Genomic DNA, 18,956 nt, shown 5'->3' on the forward strand with positions numbered 1-18,956 from the left:
CTTCTTTTCCCAGGACTCCACCATGAAAGCCTTCTCCCGCCGCGACTGCCTGCAAGCCATGGCCGCCGCAGCCGGCATGTCCGCGCTCGCGATGCCGGGCATGTCGTTCGCCGCGCAGAATCTCGTCGTCAATACCTACGGCGGACGCTGGGAAAAATTCTGGCGCTCCGACCTGATGCCCACGTTCATGAGATCGGCCGGCGTGGAAACCACGCTCGACGTGGGCCTGGGCAAGAACTTCGTGGCCAACCTGCGCGCAGCCGGCGTCGCCAAGCCGCCCTACAGCATCCTGATGGTCAACGAGAACATCGCGAGCCTGGTGCGTGCCGAAGGCTACTTCGAGCCCATTCCCGCGGCCAAGGTGCCCAACCTCGCGAACGTGTACCCGATCCTGCGCAATGCCGAGGACAACGGGGTGCGCGGCATTGTCTCGACCATCGGCATCGGCTACCGCAAGGACCTGGTGAAGACGCCGCCCAAGTCGTGGTCGGACCTGTGGAGCAACCCCGAGTTCAAGGGCAAGATCGGGCTCTACCAGATCGGCAACACGGCCGCGATGCTGTTCCTGCTGATGACGGCCAAGCTCTACGGCGGCTCGCAGGACGCGATCGACCGCGCCTTCACCGAGATCAAGAAGCTCCTGCCGTTCACGCAGGCCGACTGGAGCGGCACGCTGTCGACCATGCTCACGCGCGGCGACGTGACGGTGGCGGTGATCGACTTCCCCGAGATCGTGGCCCTGCAAAAAAAGGGCGTGCCCGTGGAGATGGTGGTGCCCACCGAGGGCGTGCTGGCCTTCGAACAGTCGTTCAACGTGCTGAAGAATGCGTCGGCCAAGGAAGAGGCCTACAAGTACCTCGACTTCATCCTGCGCCCCGACGTGCAGGAAATGATGGCCAAGGAGTTCTTCACCTCGCCGACCAACACCCGCTCGAAGCTCCCGCCCGACCTCGCCAAGGACGTGCCGGTGAGCGGGGACCGCATGAAGTCGATCTTCCAGTTCGACTGGGCCAAGGTGAACCCGCAGGTCGCGGCCATCACCGACCGCTGGAACCGGGAGATGAAGTGAGCGAGGCCGCCCACGCGCGCGCCGCCACGGGCCGCCGCACCACGCGGGTGTCGCTCGACGGCCTGCGCAAGCACTTCGACAATGCACCCGCGCCGGCCATCGCGCACCTCGACCTCAAGACCGAGGAAGGCGAATTCATCTCGCTGCTGGGTCCGAGCGGCTGCGGCAAGACGACCACGCTGCGCTGCGTGGCGGGGTTCGAGTTTCCCGACGAAGGACGCGTGCGCCTGAACGACGAGGACATCACCGACCTGCCGCCCGAGAAGCGCGACATCGGCATGGTGTTCCAGAACTACGCGCTGTTTCCGCACCTGACGGTGTGGCGCAACCTGGCATTCGGCCTGGAGATGCGCGGCATCGGCAAGGCCGAGTGCAAGCGCCGCATCGACGACGTGCTCGCGATGGTGCAGCTCACCGCCTTGGCCGAGCGCTATCCGCGCCAGCTCTCGGGCGGCCAGCAGCAACGCGTGGCGCTGGCGCGCGCGCTGGTGATCGAACCGCGCCTGCTGCTGCTCGACGAACCGCTCGCGAACCTCGACGCGGTGCTGCGCGAGGACATGCGCGTGTTCATCCGCGAGCTGCAAAAGCGCGTGGGCATCACCACGCTCTACGTGACGCACGACCAGTCGGAAGCCATGGTGATGTCCGACCGCGTGGCCGTGATGCTCGGCGGCAAGCTGCTGCAGTTCGACGTTCCCGAGGCGATCTACATGCGCCCGCGCAGCGTGGAAGTGGCGCGCTTCATCGGCCGCTCGAACCTCATCGAAGGCAGCGTCGAAGGCCGGACCGACGAACCCGGTCCGTATCCCACCTACCGCGTGAGCACCGCACTCGGCAGCGTGCCGGCAAGCCACGACCAGCCGCTTGCGACGGGGCAGCCGGTGCATGTGACGATCCGCCCCGAGGCGATCCGCTTTCGCAACGACGGGCCTTACGCGGGACGCGTGCAGTCGGCCTACTTCCTCGGCAGCACGGTCGAGCACACGGTGCAGTGCGCCGGTGGCCAGGGCCTGCTGGTGCAGACCTCGCCGGCCCGGCGCCTGGACGCCGGCGCCCAGGCGGCCTTTGCCTTCGACCCGGGCCACGCCTGGATCATCGCGGCCGCGCCATGAGCGCAGCGCCAAGGGTGCACCGATGAGCGCCGTGATGACCGCCGAAGCGCCGCCGCACAGCAGCGCCCGGCGCAAGGCGCGCCCGGGACGCGGCGCGTTCTGGCTGATCGCACCCGCGCTGGTGCTGATCGGCGTGTTCCTGGTGCTGCCCTACCTGAACATCATCGCCATGAGCCTGCGGCCCACGGCCGTGGGGGCACCCTATGGCGCGGGCTTCACGCTCGGCAACTACGCCCATGCGCTCGGCGACGGCTACATCCTGGGCGTGCTGGCCGACACGCTCCTGCTCGGCGCGACGACCGTGCCCATCTGCCTGCTGCTGGGCTACCCCGTGGCCTACCACCTGGCGCGCACGCGTTCGCGCTGGGGCAGCCTGCTGTATGTGCTGGTGCTGTCGCCGCTCCTGGTGGGCGTGGTGGTGCGCAGCTTCGGCTGGCTGATCCTGCTGTCGGGCAACGGCGTGATCAACCGCGTGCTGATCGATCTGGGTCTGGTCGAGACCGGGCTGCAGCTCATGAACAACCGCCTGGGCGTGACGGTCGCGCTGGTGCATGTGTTCCTGCCGTTCATGATCCTGCCGCTGGTGGGCGTGATCCAGAGCATCGACCCGACGCTGGAGCAGGCCGCGCGCTCGCTCGGCGCCTCCCGGCTCAAGGTGTTCTGGCGGCTCGTTCTTCCGATGTCGTGGCCCGGCATCCAGGCCGGCACCATCCTCGTGTTCGTGCTCACGCTGAGCGCCTACGTGACGCCGGTGATGCTGGGCGGGGCGCAGGTCAAGACGATGTCGGTGCTCGTGGTGCAGAACCTGATCGACAACTTCCAATGGCCCGCCGGGGCGGCGCAGGCGCTGGTGCTCTCGGCCTGCGGCATGGTGGCGGTGTGGGTCTATGCGCGCCTCACGGGGCGCTTCATGAAGGGCCTGCAATGAGAACGAAGCGCAAGCCCCTGGCCTCGCGCGTGGCCGATGCCATCGGCCTGGCGTACGTCGGCGCGGTCTACGTGTTCCTGCTGCTGCCGATCGCGGTGATCGTGCTGATGTCGCTCAACGCAGGCGAGTTCCTGACCTTTCCGCCGCAGGGTATCTCGCTGCGCTGGTTCGGCGCGCTGTTCGCCAACGAGGCCTTCATGCGCGCCATCGGCACCTCGCTGCAGGTGGCGGCGATCGCGACCGTGTGCTCAACCGTGATCGGCGTGGCCGGCGCGCTCTACGTGGTGCGCCATGCCACGCGGCTGCGCGAGGGCCTGCGCATGCTGTTGATGCTGCCGCTCATGCTGCCCGAGATTCTCACGGCGATCGCGCTGCTGTTCTTCCTGTACGCGAGCGGCGTCGGCACGCGCACGATGTTCGGGCTGCTGGTGGGCCATGTGCTGGTCACCCTGCCCTATGTGTTCACCAACGTCGCGTCGTCGCTCTACAACCAGGACGGCTCGCTGGAGCAGGCCGCGCGCAGCCTCGGCGCTTCGCCGTGGCGGGCCTTCGTGCGCGTGACGCTGCCGCTGATCAAGCCGGGCATCATCACGGGCGCGCTGTTCGCATTCGTGATCTCGTTCGACCTGTTCAACATGTCCCTGCTGCTCAAGGGCATCGGCATGACGACGCTGCCGCTGCAGCTGTTCGACTACCTGCGCTGGGACTTCGATCCGACGGCTGCGGCCGTGTCGACGGTGAGCATCGTGGTCACGCTGGTGGCCGTCGTCTGGGTCGATCGCACCGTGGGGCTGCGCTCGCTGCGTTTCGGCTAGGGCTGTAGCCAGCGGCGGGCCACGGCCTGCATGTCGCCCTGCGCAGACTCCCACACCAGCTCGGGCGCCGCCACGTGCACGCCCGGCGGCGCGATGCGCAGCGCCAGGTCAACCAGCTCGGCCACCTTCGACGCGCGCACCGGCTGCTCGCTCGTCGGCACCATGAAGCGCACGATCGAGAGCATCCAGGCCGCGAGCCTTTCGGCGGGATTGGCGAACTTTGCATGGAGCGGCTTGCGCGCCGAACGCACGAGGATCACGCGGTCGAAGCCGTTGGCGACCACGGCCTGCTCGTCGAGGCTCGCGAGGCCGCGCTTGAGCGCCTCGGGCAACTTGCCCTGGTCGTGCGGCTGCACGATGGCCAGCGTCCGCACGCCGCAGGCGCGCAGCCAGCGCGCGAGTTCGGGCAGGTCCGCAGGCTGCGGCGCCCAGAGCGCGCGTTCTCGGTCGTGGTAGAGCCGCGGCGGATCGAAGGCGATGACCGCGCTGTCGGCCGAGGTGAGCGGCCATTGCGCGATCGGCAGGCCGGGGACGAGGCAGGTCTCGACGCCGCGCAGGCCATCGCGGATCGGCTCGCATGCCAGCACGCGCGCATGGGCGAAACGGTGGCTGCCCGCAAGCCGGCGCAGCAGCTCCTGGCCCAATGCGCCGGTCGCGCCGGCCATCAGCAGCGTGCCGGCGCTTGCCGCTGCAGCGGGCATTGCTGCGCGGTTCGCGCCCTGCAGGGCTTGGAGAGGATCGAGGGCCATGAGCCTTCTATGCTAACTTCGGCTTCCTTCTGCGGAGGTAATGCAAATGACGATGATGAAACGCTGGCTCCTGATTCTTGCTGCGGCCCTGTCCCTGAGCGGCTGCGGCTACAACCAGTTCCAGTCGCTCGACGAGGCCAGCAAGTCGGCCTGGAGCGAGGTGCTCAACCAGTATCAGCGCCGCTCCGACCTGGTGCCCAACATCGTGGCCACCGTGAAGGGCGAAGCCAGCTTCGAGCAGGACACGCTCACCAAGGTGATCGAGGCGCGCGCCAAGGCCACCTCGATCCAGGTCTCGCCCGAGACGCTCAACAACCCCGAGACCTTCAACAAGTTCCAGCAGGCGCAGGGCGAGCTGTCGAGTGCGCTGTCTCGGCTGATGGTGACGGTCGAGCGCTATCCGGAGCTGAAGGCCAACCAGGCCTTCCGCGATCTGCGCGTGACGCTCGAAGGCACCGAGAACCGCATCACCGTGGCGCGCAACCGCTACATCCAGACGGTGCAGGAATACAACGTGCTGGCGCGCAGCTTCCCGACCAACATCACGGCCAAGATCTTCAGCTACCAGCCCAAGCCCAACTTCTCGGTGCAGAACGAAGCGCAGATCTCGACGCCGCCGACGGTCGACTTCAGTACGCCTAAAAAGTAAAACGGCCGCCTGATGGCCCTCGCCCTGATCCGCCGCGCGCTGGCCGCCTTGCTGCTGGCGGCGGCGTGGGCCGGCGTTGCGGCACCGGCATGGGCGCAGGGCCTGCTGCCGGTTCCCGCGCTCACGGCGCGGGTGATCGACCAGACGCAGACGCTGGCCGAATCCGAGCGCGCCGATCTCGAAGCCAAGCTGGCCGCATTCGAGCAGCGCAAGGGCTCGCAGATGGTGGTGCTGATGGTGCCCACCACGCAGCCCGAAGACGTTGCGAGCTACGCCAACCGCGTCGGCAATGCCTGGAAGATCGGGCGCAAGGAGGTCGGCGACGGCATCCTGGTGATCGTGGCCAAGAACGATCGCAAGATGCGCATCGAGGTGGCCAAGGCGCTCGAGGGCGCGGTGCCCGACCTCGCGGCCATCCGCATCATCGACGAGGAGATGAAGCCGCGCTTTCGCAACAACGACTTCGCGGGCGGGCTGAACGCGGCCGTGGCCCGGCTCATCGGGCTGGTCGACGGCGAGGCGCTACCCGCGCCTTCCAGCGGCAGCGACAAGGATTCCAGCGAAGGCATCGACTGGGAGAATCTCGCGATCTTCCTGTTCGTCGGCGTCTTCATTGCGGCGCCCATCGTGCGCTCCATCGTCGGCAAGAAGCTGGGCTCGGTGGTCATGGGCGGCGGCATCGGCGTGATTGCCTTCCTCATCACGACCAGCATCGTCATCGCGGTGCTGGCAGGCATGGCGGCGCTCATGGTGTCGCTGTTCTCGGCCGTGGCCGCATCGAGCCCGGGACGCCGCGGCGGCGGTGGTGGCGGATTCGGCGGCTGGGGCGGTGGTGGAGGCGGCGGCTGGAGCAGTGGCAGCAGCGGTGGCGGCGGTGGCTTCAGCTCCGGCGGCGGCGGCGATTTCGGGGGCGGCGGCGCCTCGGGGGACTGGTAGGCATGGCATCGGCAACGCTTTTCTCGAAGCTGGCCCGCATCTGGCGCCACCAGTGGATGGACGAGGCCGATGTGCGGCGCGTGCTGCCCGATGCCGCCATGGAACGCCTCGCGGCGCGCGTGGCCGCGAGCGAGCGCCGGCACAGCGGCGAGATCCGAATCTGCGTGGAGGCGGGCCTGCCATGGTCTTACCTGCGGCGCAACGCTTCGGCGCGCGAGCGCGCCGTCACGCTGTTCGGCAAGCTGCGCGTGTGGGACACCGCGCACAACAACGGCGTGCTCATCTACTTGCTGCTGGCCGAGCATGCGATAGAGATCGTGGCCGACCGCGGCATCGATGCGCGCGTCGACGATGCCGAATGGGTCGCGATGGCGCAGCGCATGGGCGCGGCGTTCCGCGAAGGCCGCTTCGAGGATGGGCTCACGCAGGCGCTGGAAGAAATGTCGGCCTTGCTGGTGGCGCACTTTCCGCTGGCCGAGAACGAACCCGACACGAACGAGCTGCCGGACGAACCCGTGGTTCTTTGAGGCTTTTTCTTTTCTCCCTCCCCTTCCGGGGGAGGGCCGGGGTGGGGGCAAGCGGCGTTGACACTGGGCACGCTCTGCCTGCCCCCATCCCAGCCTTCCCCCGGAGGGGGAAGGAGCAAATGCCTCAGTCCGACGGCGGCAGCGCCCACACGGTTTCTCCGCCCACGGCAAAGAAACGCCGCCCCGGCGCGCGCTCCATCAGCCACCCGCCCGTGAACTCGCCGAAAGCCGGCAGCACGGCCTGCTGCGCATCGCTCGCGAAACACGGCAGCCGCACGCTGTCGCGCCCCGGGCCATGCAGCCTGCACACCGGATGCAGGTGCCCCGCGAGCACGAAATGCGTGGCATGCGCTTGCGGATGGTGGCAGCAGGCAAAAGGGCCGAGCAGATAGGGCTCGTCGACCACCTCGATGCCGAGCGCGGCGGGCGGATCGCCCGCGCGGCTGTCGTGGTTGCCCCGCACCAGCGTCATGCCGATGGACGCATGCGCGGCGCGCCAGGCCGCAAGCGCCGCCAGCACCTGGGGCGTGCGCGCCTGCGCCGCATGCAGGAAATCGCCAAGGAACACGATGCGCTGCGGCGCATGGGCCGCGACGAGCGCGTCGAGCCGCGCCAGGTTCTGCTGCGTGGTGCCGCCCGGCACCGGCTGCCCGAGTGCGCGGTAGGTCGCGGCCTTGCCGATGTGCAGGTCGGCAATGAACAGCACGCGGCCATCGGGCCACCAGATGGCGTGCTCGGGCAACAGATGCAACAGTTCGCCGGCCCATTGGACCGGGAGCGCCGATGCGGAAGGAAGATTCGAAGCGGTCACGGGCAACGAGTGTCGCAAAAGATGGGCGGGCCTGCGGCCGTCTTGCAATTCACCCCCGCGAGCCCCAGTTCTTCGGCATGACCGAAGAATCGTCCTTGCTGCACATCGTCTGCCCGCACTGCCACACGACCAACCGCGTGCGCGCGGCGCAACTGGGCAGTGCGCCCGACTGCGGCAACTGCCACCGCGCGCTCTTCACCGGCCACTCCACCGCGCTGCCGGACGAAAAGACCTTCGACCGCCACATTGCACGAAATGAAATCCCGGTGCTGGTGGACTTCTGGGCACCCTGGTGCGGCCCGTGCCGCCAGATGGCGCCGGGCTACGAACAGGCCGCGGCCCAGCTCGAACCGCGGGTGCGGCTGGCCAAGGTCGACACGGAAGCCGTGCCGGCGCTCGGCGCGCGCTTCAATATCCGCAGCATCCCGACGCTGGCGCTGTTCCGCGGCGGCCGCGAAGTGGCGCGCCAGGCTGGCGCCATGGGCGCGGCGGACATCGTGCGCTGGGTCAAGGCGCGCGGCGCGGGCTGAACTGAGCGGCTCAGAGCGGCGGCAGGGGCCGCGAAGGCCGCCTGCGCTCGCGTCGCGGCGCGCTCGGCTTGCCCGGCCCTTCCTGGCCGAACGCCAGCGTGCTCTTCACGCGCTCCACGCCGCCGGCTGTGACCACGCCGCCCGCGGCTTTTTCAAGCTGCTCGACCATGCGCGCAATGCGGTCGGCCACGTTCTCGTTCGACAGCTTCTCGCGGAACAGCTCGACCATGAGCGGAAACGAGAACGGCGTCGGCCGCTCGAGCGGCTTCAGCACGAGTTGCTGAGTCGCCATGCGCGCCAGGCTGGCACCCAGGCGCCCGATCTCGAGTTCCTGCGCAAGCAGCTCCTGCTCGGCCTGCAGCAGCAGCTTGTTCGCGGGGTCGTACTTGCGGAACACCTCCCAGAACAGCGAGGACGAGGCCTGCAGCTGCCTGCTGCTGCGCTTCTCGCCCGGATAGCCCTGGAAGATCAGCCCCGAAACACGCGCAATCTCGCGGAAGCGGCGCTGCGCCAGTTCGCCCGCATTGAGCGAGGCCAGCACCTCGTGCAGCAGCGTGGCATGCGCATCCTCGCCCTGCGGCAGGCGCAGCACCTGAGGCAGCAGCGTGGGCCAGTCGACCGGCGTGGCGCTGAGCAGCTCGAAGCCGTAGTCGTTCACTGCGATGGAGAAGGTGCGCGCCTCGTGCTGCGCCACGCGCCAGGCCAAGAGGCTCGCCAGGCCCATGTGCACATGGCGCCCCGCGAAGGGATAGAGGAACAGGTGCGAGCCTTCGCGCGTGGCGAGCGTTTCGGCCAGCAGGGTCTCTGGCGTGGGCAGGGCCGACCATTGCTGCTGGATCTCGAGCAGAGGCCGTACGCATTGCAGCTCGGGCGATGCGTACCGCCCCTCGCCGGCCAGAGCGAGCTGCTGCACCACCGCGTCGGCCAGCGTGGTCGACAGCGGCATGCGCCCGCCGTTCCAGCGCGGCACCGCGGCGCGCTTGCCGGTGGCGCGCCGCACCCAGGCCGTCATGTCGTGGATGCGCACGAGTTCGAGCAGCCGGCCGCCGAACAGGAAGCAGTCGCCGGGCTTCATGCGCGCGACAAAGCCTTCCTCGACGCTGCCGATTTTTGCGCCGCCCATGTACTGCACCGCCATGCTCGCGTCGCTCACGATGGTGCCGATGTTCATGCGGTGGCGCCGTGCGAGCCGCGCGTCCGGTACGCGCCAGACGCCCTCTGCATCGGGCACCGCACGGCGGTAGTCGGGATAGGCGGCCAGCGAAGGCCCGCCCTGCGACACGAAGGCCAGGCACCACGCCCAGCTATCGGGCGAGAGTTGGGCATAGGCGGCGGTGCCGCGCACTTCGGCATACAGCTCGTCGGGCACGAAGCCGCCGCCGAGCGCCACGGTCACCAGATGCTGCACCAGCACGTCGAGCGGCTGCACCGGCGTGTGGCGCGCCTCGATGTGGCCGGCCGCGATGGCCGCGCGCGCCGCGGCGCCTTCGACCATCTCGATACTGTGCGTGGGCACGAGCGTGACGCGCGACGGCCGGCCCGGCGCATGGCCCGAGCGCCCCGCGCGCTGCAGCAGCCGCGCCACGCCCTTGGGCGAACCGATCTGCAGCACGCGCTCGACCGGCAGGAAGTCGACGCCCAGGTCCAGGCTCGAAGTGCAGACCACGGCCTTGAGCTCGCCGCTTTTCAGGCCGAGCTCGACCCACTCGCGCACCGCGCGGTCGAGCGAGCCGTGGTGCAGCGCGATGATGCCGGCCCATTCGGGCCGCGCCTCGAGCATGGCCTGGTACCAGATCTCCGATTGCGAGCGCGTGTTGGTGAACACCAGCGTGGTGCTGCTGACGGCAATCTCGTCGAGTACCTGCGGCAGCATCGTGAGGCCCAGGTGGCCGCCCCACGGAAAGCGCTCGGCCCGGCCGGGCAGCAGCGAATCGACAATTAACCTCTTGGGCACCGCGCCCTGCACCAGCACGCCGTCTTGATCGCCCAGCAAGGCATGCATGGCCTCCTGCAGATTGCCCAGCGTGGCCGACATGCCCCACACGCACAACGAAGGATTCCAGCGCCTGAGCCGCGCGAGCGCCAACTGAACCTGCACGCCGCGCTTGTTGCCGAGCAGCTCGTGCCATTCGTCAACCACCACCATCTTCACGCGGCCCAGCACCTCGCTCGCATCGGCGCGCGCGAGCAGCAGCGACAGGCTCTCGGGCGTGGTGACGAGCACCGTGGGCAGGCGCTCGTTCTGTGCGCTGCGCTCGGCCGCCGAGGTGTCGCCGCTGCGCGCGCCGGCGCTCCAGGGATGCACCTCGGCGCCGATGGCTTCGAGCGGCTGCTTCAGCGCACGCAGCGTGTCAGCCGCGAGCGCGCGCATGGGCGTGATCCACAGCACGGTGAGCGGCGGCGGCGCGGTCTTTCCGCCGCGCGAGGGCGGCGGTGCCGCCGACGAGAACGCCTGCAGCGCACCGAGCCACACTGCGTAGGTCTTGCCCGCGCCGGTGGTCGCATGCAGCAGGCCGGACTTGCCTTCGGCAATGGCCTTCCACATGTCGCGCTGGAACTTGAAGGGTTTCCAGCCCCGCGCTGCAAACCAGGCATCGAGCGCCGCCTTGACTGCTGCTGCCTTGCTCCTTCCCCTTCCGGGGGAAGGCTGGGATGGGGGCTCGCGGCCTTCGACAACAGGCGGCTGATCCTTGATGCGCCGCCTGCCCCCACCCCGGCCCTCCCCCGGGAGGGGAGGGAGAAATGCGGGGTCCGGTGGCGCGGTCATGACGGCAGCAGCGCAGCGAGCGTCTGCAAGGTATCGGCCTCCGCCACCGGCTTGTCCTCGCGCCAGCGCAGCATGCGCGGAAAGCGCACCGCGATGCCGCTCTTGTGGCGCGCGCTGCGCGCGATGCCCTCGAAGCCGAGTTCGAACACCAGCGTGGGCGCCACGCTCTTCACCGGGCCGAAGCTCTCGACCGTGGTCTTGCGGATGATCGCGTCCACGCGCGCCATCTCGGCGTCGGTCAGGCCCGAATAGGCCTTGGCAAAGGGCACGAGCTTGCGGCCTTCCTGTTCGGGCGGGCCGTCCCAGACGGCGAAGGTGTAGTCGCTGTAGAGGCTCGCGCGCCGGCCGTGGCCGCGCTGTGCGTAGACGAGCACGGCGTCGATGCTGAGTGGATCGATCTTCCACTTCCACCACACGCCCACGTCCTTGGTGCGGCCCACGCCGTACTGCGCGTTCCGGCGCTTGAGCATCATGCCTTCCACGCCCAGGCTGCGCGCCGCTTCGCGCTGGCGTGCGAAGTCGCTCCACTCGATGCCGGTGAGCATCGGGCTCGGCAGCAGCGACGGGTGCTGCATGCGCGTGACGAGTTCGTCGAGCAGCAACCGGCGCTCCGATTGCGGCAGCGCGCGCAGGTCGCGCCCTTCCCATTCGAGGATGTCGTAGGCCAGCAGCACCACCGGGATCTCGCGCAGCAGCTTCGCGCCCAGCGTCTTGCGGCCGATGCGCTGCTGCAGCTCCGCGAAGGGCTGCACGCGGTCGTCGCGCCAGACGGCAATCTCGCCATCGAGCACCGTGCCGTCGGGCAGCGCATCGCCCAGCACGGCCAGTTCGGGAAAGCGCTCGGTCACCAGTTCCTCGCCGCGCGACCACAGCCAGGCGACGCCCGCGCGCTTGACCAGCTGCGCGCGGATACCGTCCCACTTCCATTCGACGATCCAGTCGGCCGGCGGGCCGAGCGCGGCATCGAACTGCTCGAGCGGCAGGTTGAATGCATGCGCGAGAAAGAACGGGTAGGGCTGCCCGCTGGTCTTCTGCACCTGCTCCGCGCCCGACTCCGGCGCGATCAGCGCGCGGTAGTCGTCCGCGCGCGGCCGGCCGCCGATGTGGGTGTAGCCCATGAGGCGCTGCGCCACGCGCTTGGGATCGATGCCGCCCACGCCCGCGAGCGCCTGCGTGACCTGCAGCTTCGACACGCCCACGCGGAAGGCGCCGGTGATGAGCTTGAAGTACACCAGCCGCTCTTCGGCCGCGAGCTGGCGCCACTGCGCGCGCAGCCGCGCGGGGAGTTCGTCGGGCGCTGTCTTGCCGGCTTCGCGCAGCGGCAGCAGGTGCTCCTCGACCCAGCGCACCAGGCCGAGGTCGTGCGCCTCGGTGGGCGGTGGCAGCAGCAGCGCGATGGTTTCGGCCAGGTCGCCGACCGCCTCGTAGCTCTCGTCGAACAGCCATTCGGGCAGGCCCGCCGCCTCCTGCGCGAGCAGCCGAAGCAGCTTGGTGGGCACGAGCTGGCGCGGCTTGCCGCCGGCGAGGAAGTACACGGCCCAGGCCGCGTCGGCCGGATCGGCTTCGCGCAGGTAGCGCTGCAGCGCGGCTTGCTTGGCAAGGCTCGAGGTGCTGGCGTCGAGCTCGCGGTAGAGCGCGGCGAAGTCCTTCATGGCTTTGCTCCTTCCCCCGCTGGGGGAAGGTCGGGATGGGGGCTGGCAGCGTCCACATCGAGCGCCGCTTGCCCCCTCCCCAACCCTCCCCCGGAAGGGGAGGGAGTCTCTTGATCATCTTCGTCGCCGTACTCGGTCCTGAAGCCCTGCGCTTCCAATCCGTTCTCGCTGAGCCAGCGCACCATCACGGCCACGCTGCCGTGTGTGACGAACACCCGCTCGGCGCCCGTGCCCGCGATGGCCTGCTGCAGGCCGGGCCAGTCGGCGTGATCGGACATCACGAAGCCGCGGTCCACGCCGCGCCGGCGGCGCGTGCCGCGCAGCTGCATCCAGCCGCTCGCGAAGGCGTCGGCATGGTGGCCGAAGCGGCGCATCCACGGCGTTCCCTGGGCCGAGGGCGGCGCCAGCACCAGCGCCCGCTTGAGCAGCGCGGCATCGACGCCCGCATCGGTCACGCGCAGCGTCCCGGGCAAGGCCACGCCCGCGGCGCGGTACACCGCGTTGAGCGGCTCGACGGCGCCGTGCACCACGATCGGCCCGATGGAGGCATCCACGCCATGCAGGATGCGCTGCGCCTTGCCGAAGGCATAGCAGAACAGCACCGATGCGCGGCCGGCCTCCGCGTTGGCGCGCCACCAGGCGTCGATCTCGGCGAACAGCACGGCCTGCGTGGGCCAGCGGTAGATCGGCAGGCCGAAGGTCGACTCGGTGATGAAGGTGTCGCAGGGCACGGGCTCGAAGGGCGCGCAGGTGCCGTCGGGCTCGGTCTTGTAGTCGCCCGAGGCCACCCAGACGCGGCCGCCGTGTTCGAGCCGCACCTGCGCCGAGCCCAGCACGTGGCCGGCCGGGTGCAGCGAGACGCGCACGCCGTGGTGCTCGATGGCTTCGCCATACGGCAGCGTCTGCAGCGCGATGTCGGCGCCGAGCCGCGTGCGCAGCGTGCCGGCGCTGTCGGTGTGCGCGAGGTAGTGGCCGTGGCCGGCGCGCGCGTGGTCCGAATGCGCGTGCGTGATGACGGCGCGCGCTACCGGCCGCCAGGGGTCGATGTAGAAGTCGCCGGGCGGGCAGTAGAGCCCCTCGGGCCGTGCCACCACGAGGTCGCCAGGGCGCAAAGCGGAACTGTGGGGCAGCGGCGCGGTCATGGCCCGACATCGTAGGCCGGCGCGGCGGTCCGCGTGCCGAAGACCGGGCGCGAAGCGCTGTGGGCAGCGGCCTACGCAGGGTTCGCCGGCCGGCCGCGCATGGCCCTGTGGAACAATCTTCGCCACTACCCATGCTGCATCCGCCTCGCCACTTCGTCTACCTCGATGCCGTCGCGCGCGCGGGCTCGATCCGCAAGGCGGCCGAGAAGCTGCACGTGGCCTCGACGGCGCTCAACCGCAAGATCCTCGAGATCGAGTCCGACATCGGCACGCCGCTGTTCGAGCGCCTGCCGCGCGGCGTGCGCCTCACGGCAGCGGGCGAGGTGCTGATCACCGCGGTGCGGCGCAGCATGGCCGACATGCGCTCGGCCGAGTCGCAGATCGAGCAGCTGCGCGGGCTGGTGCGCGGCACGGTGCGCATCGGCTGCGCCGAATCGGTCGCGACCGACCTGATCCCCGGCACCATCGCGCACTACCAGCAGACGCACCCGGGCGTGCAGTTCCAGATCGTCTCGGGCGTGACGGGCAATCTGGTCGCGTCGCTGATGGCCGACGATGTCGAACTGATCCTGGTGCACGACCCGCAGCCGTCGGAGACGCTGCGCGTGATCAGCGCGATCGCGCAGCCGCTGTGCGCGATGCTGCGGCCCGACCATCCGCTGGCGAAGCGCGCCACGCTGCGGCTGGCCGATTGCCAGAAGTACACCGTGGCGCTGGGCGACCGTTCCTTCGGCAGCCGCCGGTTGCTGGACGACGTGATGGCGCGCTCGCGCATCGCGCTGCAGGTCGCGCTGGAGGCCAGTACCGTGCAGACGCTCAAGGAGTTCACGCGGCAGACGGGCGCGATCAGCTTCCAGTTCCAGATCGGCACGCTCAACGAAGTGCGGCGCGGCGAGCTGGTGTCGATCCCGCTGTCGGACCGGGCGCTGACGCACAGCCAGCTGGTGCTGGCGGCGCGCGCCGGCCGCATGCTGCCGATCGCCACGCTATCGTTCATGGAAACGCTAGTCAACCGGCTGGCGGCGCTGCCGGGCTGAGCGGCCTGCGGGCGCGCGGCCGCGAACGCGGCGAATCGCCCACCGCACACAATTTGCGCTCGGTCCGAGCGAAACATTGCGCTGGAGGTTTGCACCCCGGCTGCCCATACTGCGCTCATCTGTTGCACCGCAGCATCCATGGACGCCCACACCCTCCTCCCCTCAGGCACCGCGCCGGCGCAGGCCGCCACGCGCCCGCGCCTGGCCGTGCACCGGCTGCCGATGGCCCATCCGGGCGACCTCTCGGCGCTCGCCGCGCAGTTCGACGAGGGCGCGATCGAGCCCGCGCAGGTGGTGGCCGTGATCGGCAAGACCGAAGGCAATGGCGGCGTCAACGACTTCACGCGCGGCTACTTCACGCAGACCCTGATGAACCTGCTGGCCGCGCGGCTGGGCCGGCCCGCCGCCGAACTGCTGCGCGAGCTGCCCTGCATCCTGTCGGGCGGCACCGAGGGTGTGCTGAGTCCGCACTACGTGGTGTTCGCCCGCACCGGGCGGCCCGCGGCGGACGCGGCCGCCGGGCCCGGCCCGGGCGCGCTGGCGATCGGCACGGCCGTCAGCGCGCCGCTGCCCGCGCAGCATGTCGGGCGCTGGGCGCAGGTGGCGTCGGTGGCCGGCGCGGTGCGCGAGGCGATGCGCGACGCCGGCATCGCCCGCGCCGAGGACGTGGCCTTCGTGCAGGTCAAGTGCCCTTGCGTGACGGCCGCGCGCGCCCAGGCCGCCGCCGCGGCCGGCCACACGGTGCTGACCGCCGACTCGGGCCGCTCGATGGCGGCGGCGCGCGCCGCCGGCGCTTTCGGCGTGGCGATCGCACTGGGCGAGCTGCCCGACGACCCGGCGCTGGAGGCTTCGATGCTGGTCGACTTCGAACGCTTCTCCCGCCGCGCGAGCATTTCGTCGGGCGTCGAGGTCGAGGCCAACGAAGTGATCGTGCTCGGCCACAGCGCGGCATGGGAAGGCACGCTGCGCATGGCCTGCGCACCGATGCGCGACGCGCTGGACATCGGCGCGGTGGCCGAGGCGCTGCGGCCGCTGGGCATGAACGCGGCGCCCCAGCTGAGCGCGGCCGATGCGGCGCGGGTGGCGGCGGTGTTCGTCAAGTGCGAGCCCGACCGCCGCGGCCAGGTGCGCGGCGTGCGCCACACGATGCTCGACGACACCGACATCAATGCCCAGCGCCACATCCGCGGCGCGGTCGGCGGCATGGTGGCCGGTGTGCTGGGGGACGCGCGCATCTTCGTTTCGGGGGGCGCCGAGCACCAGGGGCCGGACGGCGGCGGACTGGTCGCGGTGATCGCGCACGCGGCATGACAGCACGCCTGCAAACCGATGCCGGCGCCGACTTGGTACGCATCCTGCAGGTGCCCGCACCCACCATGCACGCCACCGGCCACGCCTTCGAACAACGCCATCCCTGGCAACACCGGCGTCGCGCGCCTGCCGCGGCGGCGCCTCTCAGCGAGAGCTCATCCGCATGAAGATCGTGATCATCGGAGCCGGCGTGGCCGGCGCCATCCTGGCCCGCCGGCTCGCCGCGCTGCCCGGCGTCGAACTGCATTGCCTGGAGCGCGTCGGCCCCGACGACCACTCCGAGGCCGGCACCGGCCTCAACGTGGGCCCCAATGCGGTCAAGGCGCTGCGCCTGTGCGACGCGGCGCTGGCCGCCGAGGTCGAGGCCGCGAGCCTGCCGTGGAAGCACTGGCAGATCGCGCTGACCGACGGCACGGTGCTGTTCGACCTGCCGCTGTCGCAGGTGGCGGACAACCCCGGCATCCGCATCCGCTGGTCGGAGCTCTACCGCGTGCTGCGCGAAGGCGCGGGCGCGGCGATCCGGTATGGCTGCGAGATCGCGTCGATCGCTGCGGCCACGGGCGGCGGCGGACGCACCGCCGTGCGCTACGTCCAGGACGGCGTCGAGCACCGCATCGACGACATCGACCTGCTGGTCGGCGCGGACGGCCGCTATTCCGCCACCCGCGCCGCGTTCTCGGGCCTGCCCGAGCCGCGCCACGTGGGCGTGGCGATCCTGCGCACGCTGGTGCCCGACACCAGCGCCGGCCTGATCGACGACTACGGCCAGTGGTTCAACGGCCCGCACCGGCTGCTGGCCTTCCGCGTGCCGCCGGGGCATGTCTACATCGCGGCGACCTACCCGGTCGAACCCGGCGCGCCGCTGCGCGACGAATGGAAGACCGAAGCCACGATGCGCGCCACCTACCAGCCCGCGCAGGGCGCGCCGAGCGCGCAGGTGCAATGGCTGATGGACGCCATGTGCGCGAACCTGCCGCACAGCCACTGGGCCCGCATGCAGGAGTCCGACGTGCTGTTCGGCGAAGCCGATTTCAACGTGATGTACCTGGGCGACAGCGCCCACGGCATGGCACCCACGCTGGGCCAGGGCGCGACCCAGGCCATGGAGGACGCCTGCGCCGCCGCGCTGATCCTCGAGCGCGAGATCCGCGCCGGCCGCCGGGCGCCGCGCGGCTGGCTGGCGCTGGTGGATGCCGCGCGGCGCGAGCGCATCCGCTTCGCGATGGCGCTGTCGATCACGGCCACCGACACCATGCTGGCCGGCGCCGATCCGGTGGCCGGAACGCGCTGGAAGACCGGGCCCGGGTTCCTCGGCGACCTTTCCACCCTGTTCCGCGACGTGTCGCTGGGGCAGCGCGAGCCGGTGCCTGCGCCATGACAGCGACGAACGCCGCCATCACGCACGGCCTCTTCCATCTCGCGATCAAGACCGCGGACCTCGGCCGCACCCGCGCCTTCTGGACCGGCGTGATCGGCCTGCGCGAGATCGCGCGGCCCGACTTCGGCTACCCCGGCGCATGGCTGGCCTGCGGACAGCCGGGCGGCCAAGCCATCATCCACGTCTACGCCGGTGGCCCGGCGCTGGGCCAGGGCGGCCAGGTGCCGCACGGCAGCGGCGCCATCGACCACGTGTCGCTGGCCTGCTCGGGCTACCACGCCTATGTCGAGCGCTTTCGCGCCGCGGGGCTGGACTGGCGCGAATTCCTCGTGCCCGGCACCACGCTGTGGCAGCTGTTCGTCTACGACCCGAGCGGCGTGCAGCTCGAGCTCACCTTCGAAGGCGCGGTGGAAGACGGCGCGCCGCCCGACATGTCGGCCGCGCGCGTGTACCGCGCCGGCAGTTCCTTCTTCGATCCGCTTGCCTATCCCGCCCTGCCCCCGCCACCCCGTTCCGGAGAACCCCACGATGCCACGCCCTGAGCTTTCCTTCGCCGCGCCCCTTCGTGCCACCGCCCGTCTCGCCGGCGCCGTGGCCTTCGTCCTCGCCGCGTTCGCGGTGCTGCCGGCCCAGGCGGCCGACCGGATCAAGGTCGGCGTGTTTCCCTCGAGCGCGGCACTGCCGTTCTACGTGGCCGTGAACCGCGGCTACTTCAAGGAGGCCGACCTGGAGATCGAGGAGGTACCCATGACCAGCCACCCGCTGACCGTGCAGGCGCTGGTGTCGAACGGCATCGACGCGGCAGTGAACCTGGTGACGCTCGAAGGCGCCAACATGGAATCGCGCCGGCCCAACACGCTGAAGTACATCTCGCTCAACGGGCAGAACGCGCAGCACGTGATCGAGCAGTTCGTCGTCAAGGCCGACAGCCCGGCGCGGACGCTGAAGGATTTCAGGAACGGCTTCAAGCTGTTCTCGGCGCCCGGTCCCGCCAACATCGGCGCGGCGCGCGCGGTGCTCAAGAAGGTGGGCCTGGCCGAAGGCCGCGACTTCACGATCCAGGAGCAGCAGATCGGCGTGCACCTGGGCGCGCTGCAGTCGGGCAACTTCGACGGCGGCTACACGCTCGAGCCGTCGGCTACCATCATGGTCGCGCAGAAGATCGGCAGGCGCATCGAGGCCGGGGTGATCTCCACCTACCTGCTGGGCAACAAGAGCGCCTCGGCCTTCGCGGCCGGCGCTGTGATGTCGGGCAGGTTCATGGCCGACAAGCCCGACGTGGCCAGGCGCTTCGCCGCCGCGTGGGCGCGCGGCGTGAAGGAAGCGCAGGCCGACAGCAGCGCGCGCGGCTACCTGGTGCAGGGCATGAAGGTGCCGCCCGAGCTGGCCGCCACCGTGCCGCTGCCGCGCATCGTGATGGCCAAGGACATGACCCCCGCGGACGTGGGCGACTTCCAGAAGTTCCTCGACATCGGCACCGAGCTGGGCGTGGTCAAGGACAGGATCGACGGCAAGGCACTGGTGCGGGCCTTCTGATGCGCAC

General features: G+C 70.2%; 18 protein-coding genes. 13 read left to right on the forward strand and 5 right to left on the reverse strand.

From position 1 onward, the window contains the following. The first annotated feature begins 22 nt into the window (after window positions 1-22). The 4 genes from QFZ47_RS10195 to QFZ47_RS10210 are packed head-to-tail and all read left to right on the forward strand — an operon-like array spanning window position 23 to window position 3,924. On the forward strand, window positions 23-1,069 hold the full coding sequence (locus QFZ47_RS10195) for an ABC transporter substrate-binding protein (protein ID WP_307655533.1): 1,047 nt from the start codon (window positions 23-25) through the stop codon (window positions 1,067-1,069). Next, entirely contained in the window at window positions 1,066-2,181 is a 1,116-nt protein-coding gene (locus QFZ47_RS10200; RefSeq protein WP_307655534.1) for an ABC transporter ATP-binding protein, read from the forward strand. The genes QFZ47_RS10195 and QFZ47_RS10200 overlap by 4 nt, the downstream gene beginning before the upstream one ends. 22 nt (window positions 2,182-2,203) lie before the next feature. Further along, window positions 2,204-3,109 carry an ABC transporter permease gene (locus QFZ47_RS10205; RefSeq protein WP_307655535.1) on the forward strand — a complete coding sequence of 302 codons (906 nt, stop codon included), beginning with the start codon at window positions 2,204-2,206 and terminating at the stop codon, window positions 3,107-3,109. Beyond that, on the forward strand, window positions 3,106-3,924 hold the full coding sequence (locus QFZ47_RS10210) for an ABC transporter permease (RefSeq protein ID WP_307655536.1): 819 nt from the start codon (window positions 3,106-3,108) through the stop codon (window positions 3,922-3,924). The genes QFZ47_RS10205 and QFZ47_RS10210 overlap by 4 nt, the downstream gene beginning before the upstream one ends. On the opposite strand, the gene QFZ47_RS10215 is transcribed toward QFZ47_RS10210, so the two are convergent. Further along, a complete protein-coding gene (locus QFZ47_RS10215) occupies window positions 3,921-4,673 on the reverse strand; it encodes a hypothetical protein (RefSeq protein WP_307655537.1) in 753 nt (250 codons plus the stop codon). The genes QFZ47_RS10210 and QFZ47_RS10215 overlap by 4 nt on opposite strands. Window positions 4,674-4,728: 55 nt before the next feature. Between QFZ47_RS10215 and QFZ47_RS10220 the strand changes: the two genes are divergently transcribed. The 3 genes from QFZ47_RS10220 to QFZ47_RS10230 are packed head-to-tail and all read left to right on the forward strand — an operon-like array spanning window position 4,729 to window position 6,785. Next, window positions 4,729-5,322, forward strand: coding sequence for a LemA family protein (locus tag QFZ47_RS10220; protein WP_307658920.1), 594 nt, complete (start codon window positions 4,729-4,731; stop codon window positions 5,320-5,322). A 12-nt stretch (window positions 5,323-5,334) separates the two neighbouring features. Further along, window positions 5,335-6,258 (forward strand): TPM domain-containing protein, encoded by a 924-nt coding sequence (locus QFZ47_RS10225; protein ID WP_307655538.1) that lies wholly within the window; start codon window positions 5,335-5,337, stop codon window positions 6,256-6,258. 2 nt (window positions 6,259-6,260) lie between these two features. Continuing rightward, a complete protein-coding gene (locus QFZ47_RS10230) occupies window positions 6,261-6,785 on the forward strand; it encodes a TPM domain-containing protein (RefSeq protein WP_307655539.1) in 525 nt (174 codons plus the stop codon). Between the two features lie 124 nt (window positions 6,786-6,909). Here the strand turns inward: QFZ47_RS10230 and pdeM are convergent, their stop codons facing one another. Then, window positions 6,910-7,596 carry a ligase-associated DNA damage response endonuclease PdeM gene (gene pdeM / locus QFZ47_RS10235; RefSeq protein WP_307655540.1) on the reverse strand — a complete coding sequence of 229 codons (687 nt, stop codon included), beginning with the start codon at window positions 7,594-7,596 and terminating at the stop codon, window positions 6,910-6,912. Window positions 7,597-7,673: 77 nt separating this feature from the next. Between pdeM and trxC the strand changes: the two genes are divergently transcribed. Continuing rightward, the gene (gene trxC / locus QFZ47_RS10240) at window positions 7,674-8,126 is read left to right on the forward strand and encodes a thioredoxin TrxC (protein ID WP_307655541.1); all 453 of its coding nucleotides are present in this window, start codon (window positions 7,674-7,676) and stop codon (window positions 8,124-8,126) included. 10 nt (window positions 8,127-8,136) lie between these two features. Here trxC and QFZ47_RS10245 read toward each other — a convergent pair whose 3' ends face one another. Genes QFZ47_RS10245 through QFZ47_RS10255 form a run of 3 tightly spaced genes read right to left on the reverse strand, consistent with a single transcriptional unit; the run spans window position 8,137 to window position 13,687 of the window. Beyond that, entirely contained in the window at window positions 8,137-10,893 is a 2,757-nt protein-coding gene (locus tag QFZ47_RS10245) for a ligase-associated DNA damage response DEXH box helicase (RefSeq protein ID WP_307655542.1), read from the reverse strand. Next, the gene (locus tag QFZ47_RS10250) at window positions 10,890-12,545 is read right to left on the reverse strand and encodes an ATP-dependent DNA ligase (protein ID WP_307655543.1); all 1,656 of its coding nucleotides are present in this window, start codon (window positions 12,543-12,545) and stop codon (window positions 10,890-10,892) included. Before QFZ47_RS10250 ends, QFZ47_RS10245 begins: the two co-directional genes overlap by 4 nt. Next, window positions 12,542-13,687, reverse strand: coding sequence for a ligase-associated DNA damage response exonuclease (locus tag QFZ47_RS10255; RefSeq protein ID WP_307655544.1), 1,146 nt, complete (start codon window positions 13,685-13,687; stop codon window positions 12,542-12,544). Before QFZ47_RS10255 ends, QFZ47_RS10250 begins: the two co-directional genes overlap by 4 nt. Before the next feature lie 131 nt (window positions 13,688-13,818). Between QFZ47_RS10255 and QFZ47_RS10260 the strand changes: the two genes are divergently transcribed. The 5 genes from QFZ47_RS10260 to QFZ47_RS10280 all read left to right on the forward strand — a co-directional run bounded on the left by QFZ47_RS10260 (window position 13,819) and on the right by QFZ47_RS10280 (window position 18,949). After that, window positions 13,819-14,724 carry a LysR family transcriptional regulator gene (locus tag QFZ47_RS10260; RefSeq protein WP_307655545.1) on the forward strand — a complete coding sequence of 302 codons (906 nt, stop codon included), beginning with the start codon at window positions 13,819-13,821 and terminating at the stop codon, window positions 14,722-14,724. A gap of 138 nt (window positions 14,725-14,862) precedes the next feature. Further along, window positions 14,863-16,035: a cyanuric acid amidohydrolase gene (gene atzD, locus QFZ47_RS10265; RefSeq protein WP_307655546.1), complete on the forward strand. Its 1,173-nt coding sequence runs from the start codon at window positions 14,863-14,865 to the stop codon at window positions 16,033-16,035. A gap of 163 nt (window positions 16,036-16,198) precedes the next feature. Continuing rightward, a complete protein-coding gene (locus QFZ47_RS10270; protein WP_307655547.1) occupies window positions 16,199-17,413 on the forward strand; it encodes an FAD-dependent oxidoreductase in 1,215 nt (404 codons plus the stop codon). Continuing rightward, a complete protein-coding gene (locus QFZ47_RS10275; RefSeq protein WP_307655548.1) occupies window positions 17,410-17,955 on the forward strand; it encodes a VOC family protein in 546 nt (181 codons plus the stop codon). Before QFZ47_RS10270 ends, QFZ47_RS10275 begins: the two co-directional genes overlap by 4 nt. Then, complete coding sequence (locus QFZ47_RS10280; protein WP_307655549.1) at window positions 17,942-18,949, forward strand: ABC transporter substrate-binding protein; 1,008 nt, start codon at window positions 17,942-17,944, stop codon at window positions 18,947-18,949. Before QFZ47_RS10275 ends, QFZ47_RS10280 begins: the two co-directional genes overlap by 14 nt. Window positions 18,950-18,956: the final 7 nt, after the last annotated feature.

Source organism: Variovorax paradoxus (assembly GCF_030815975.1).
In the GTDB taxonomy this organism is placed as follows: domain Bacteria; phylum Pseudomonadota; class Gammaproteobacteria; order Burkholderiales; family Burkholderiaceae_C; genus Variovorax; species Variovorax paradoxus_N.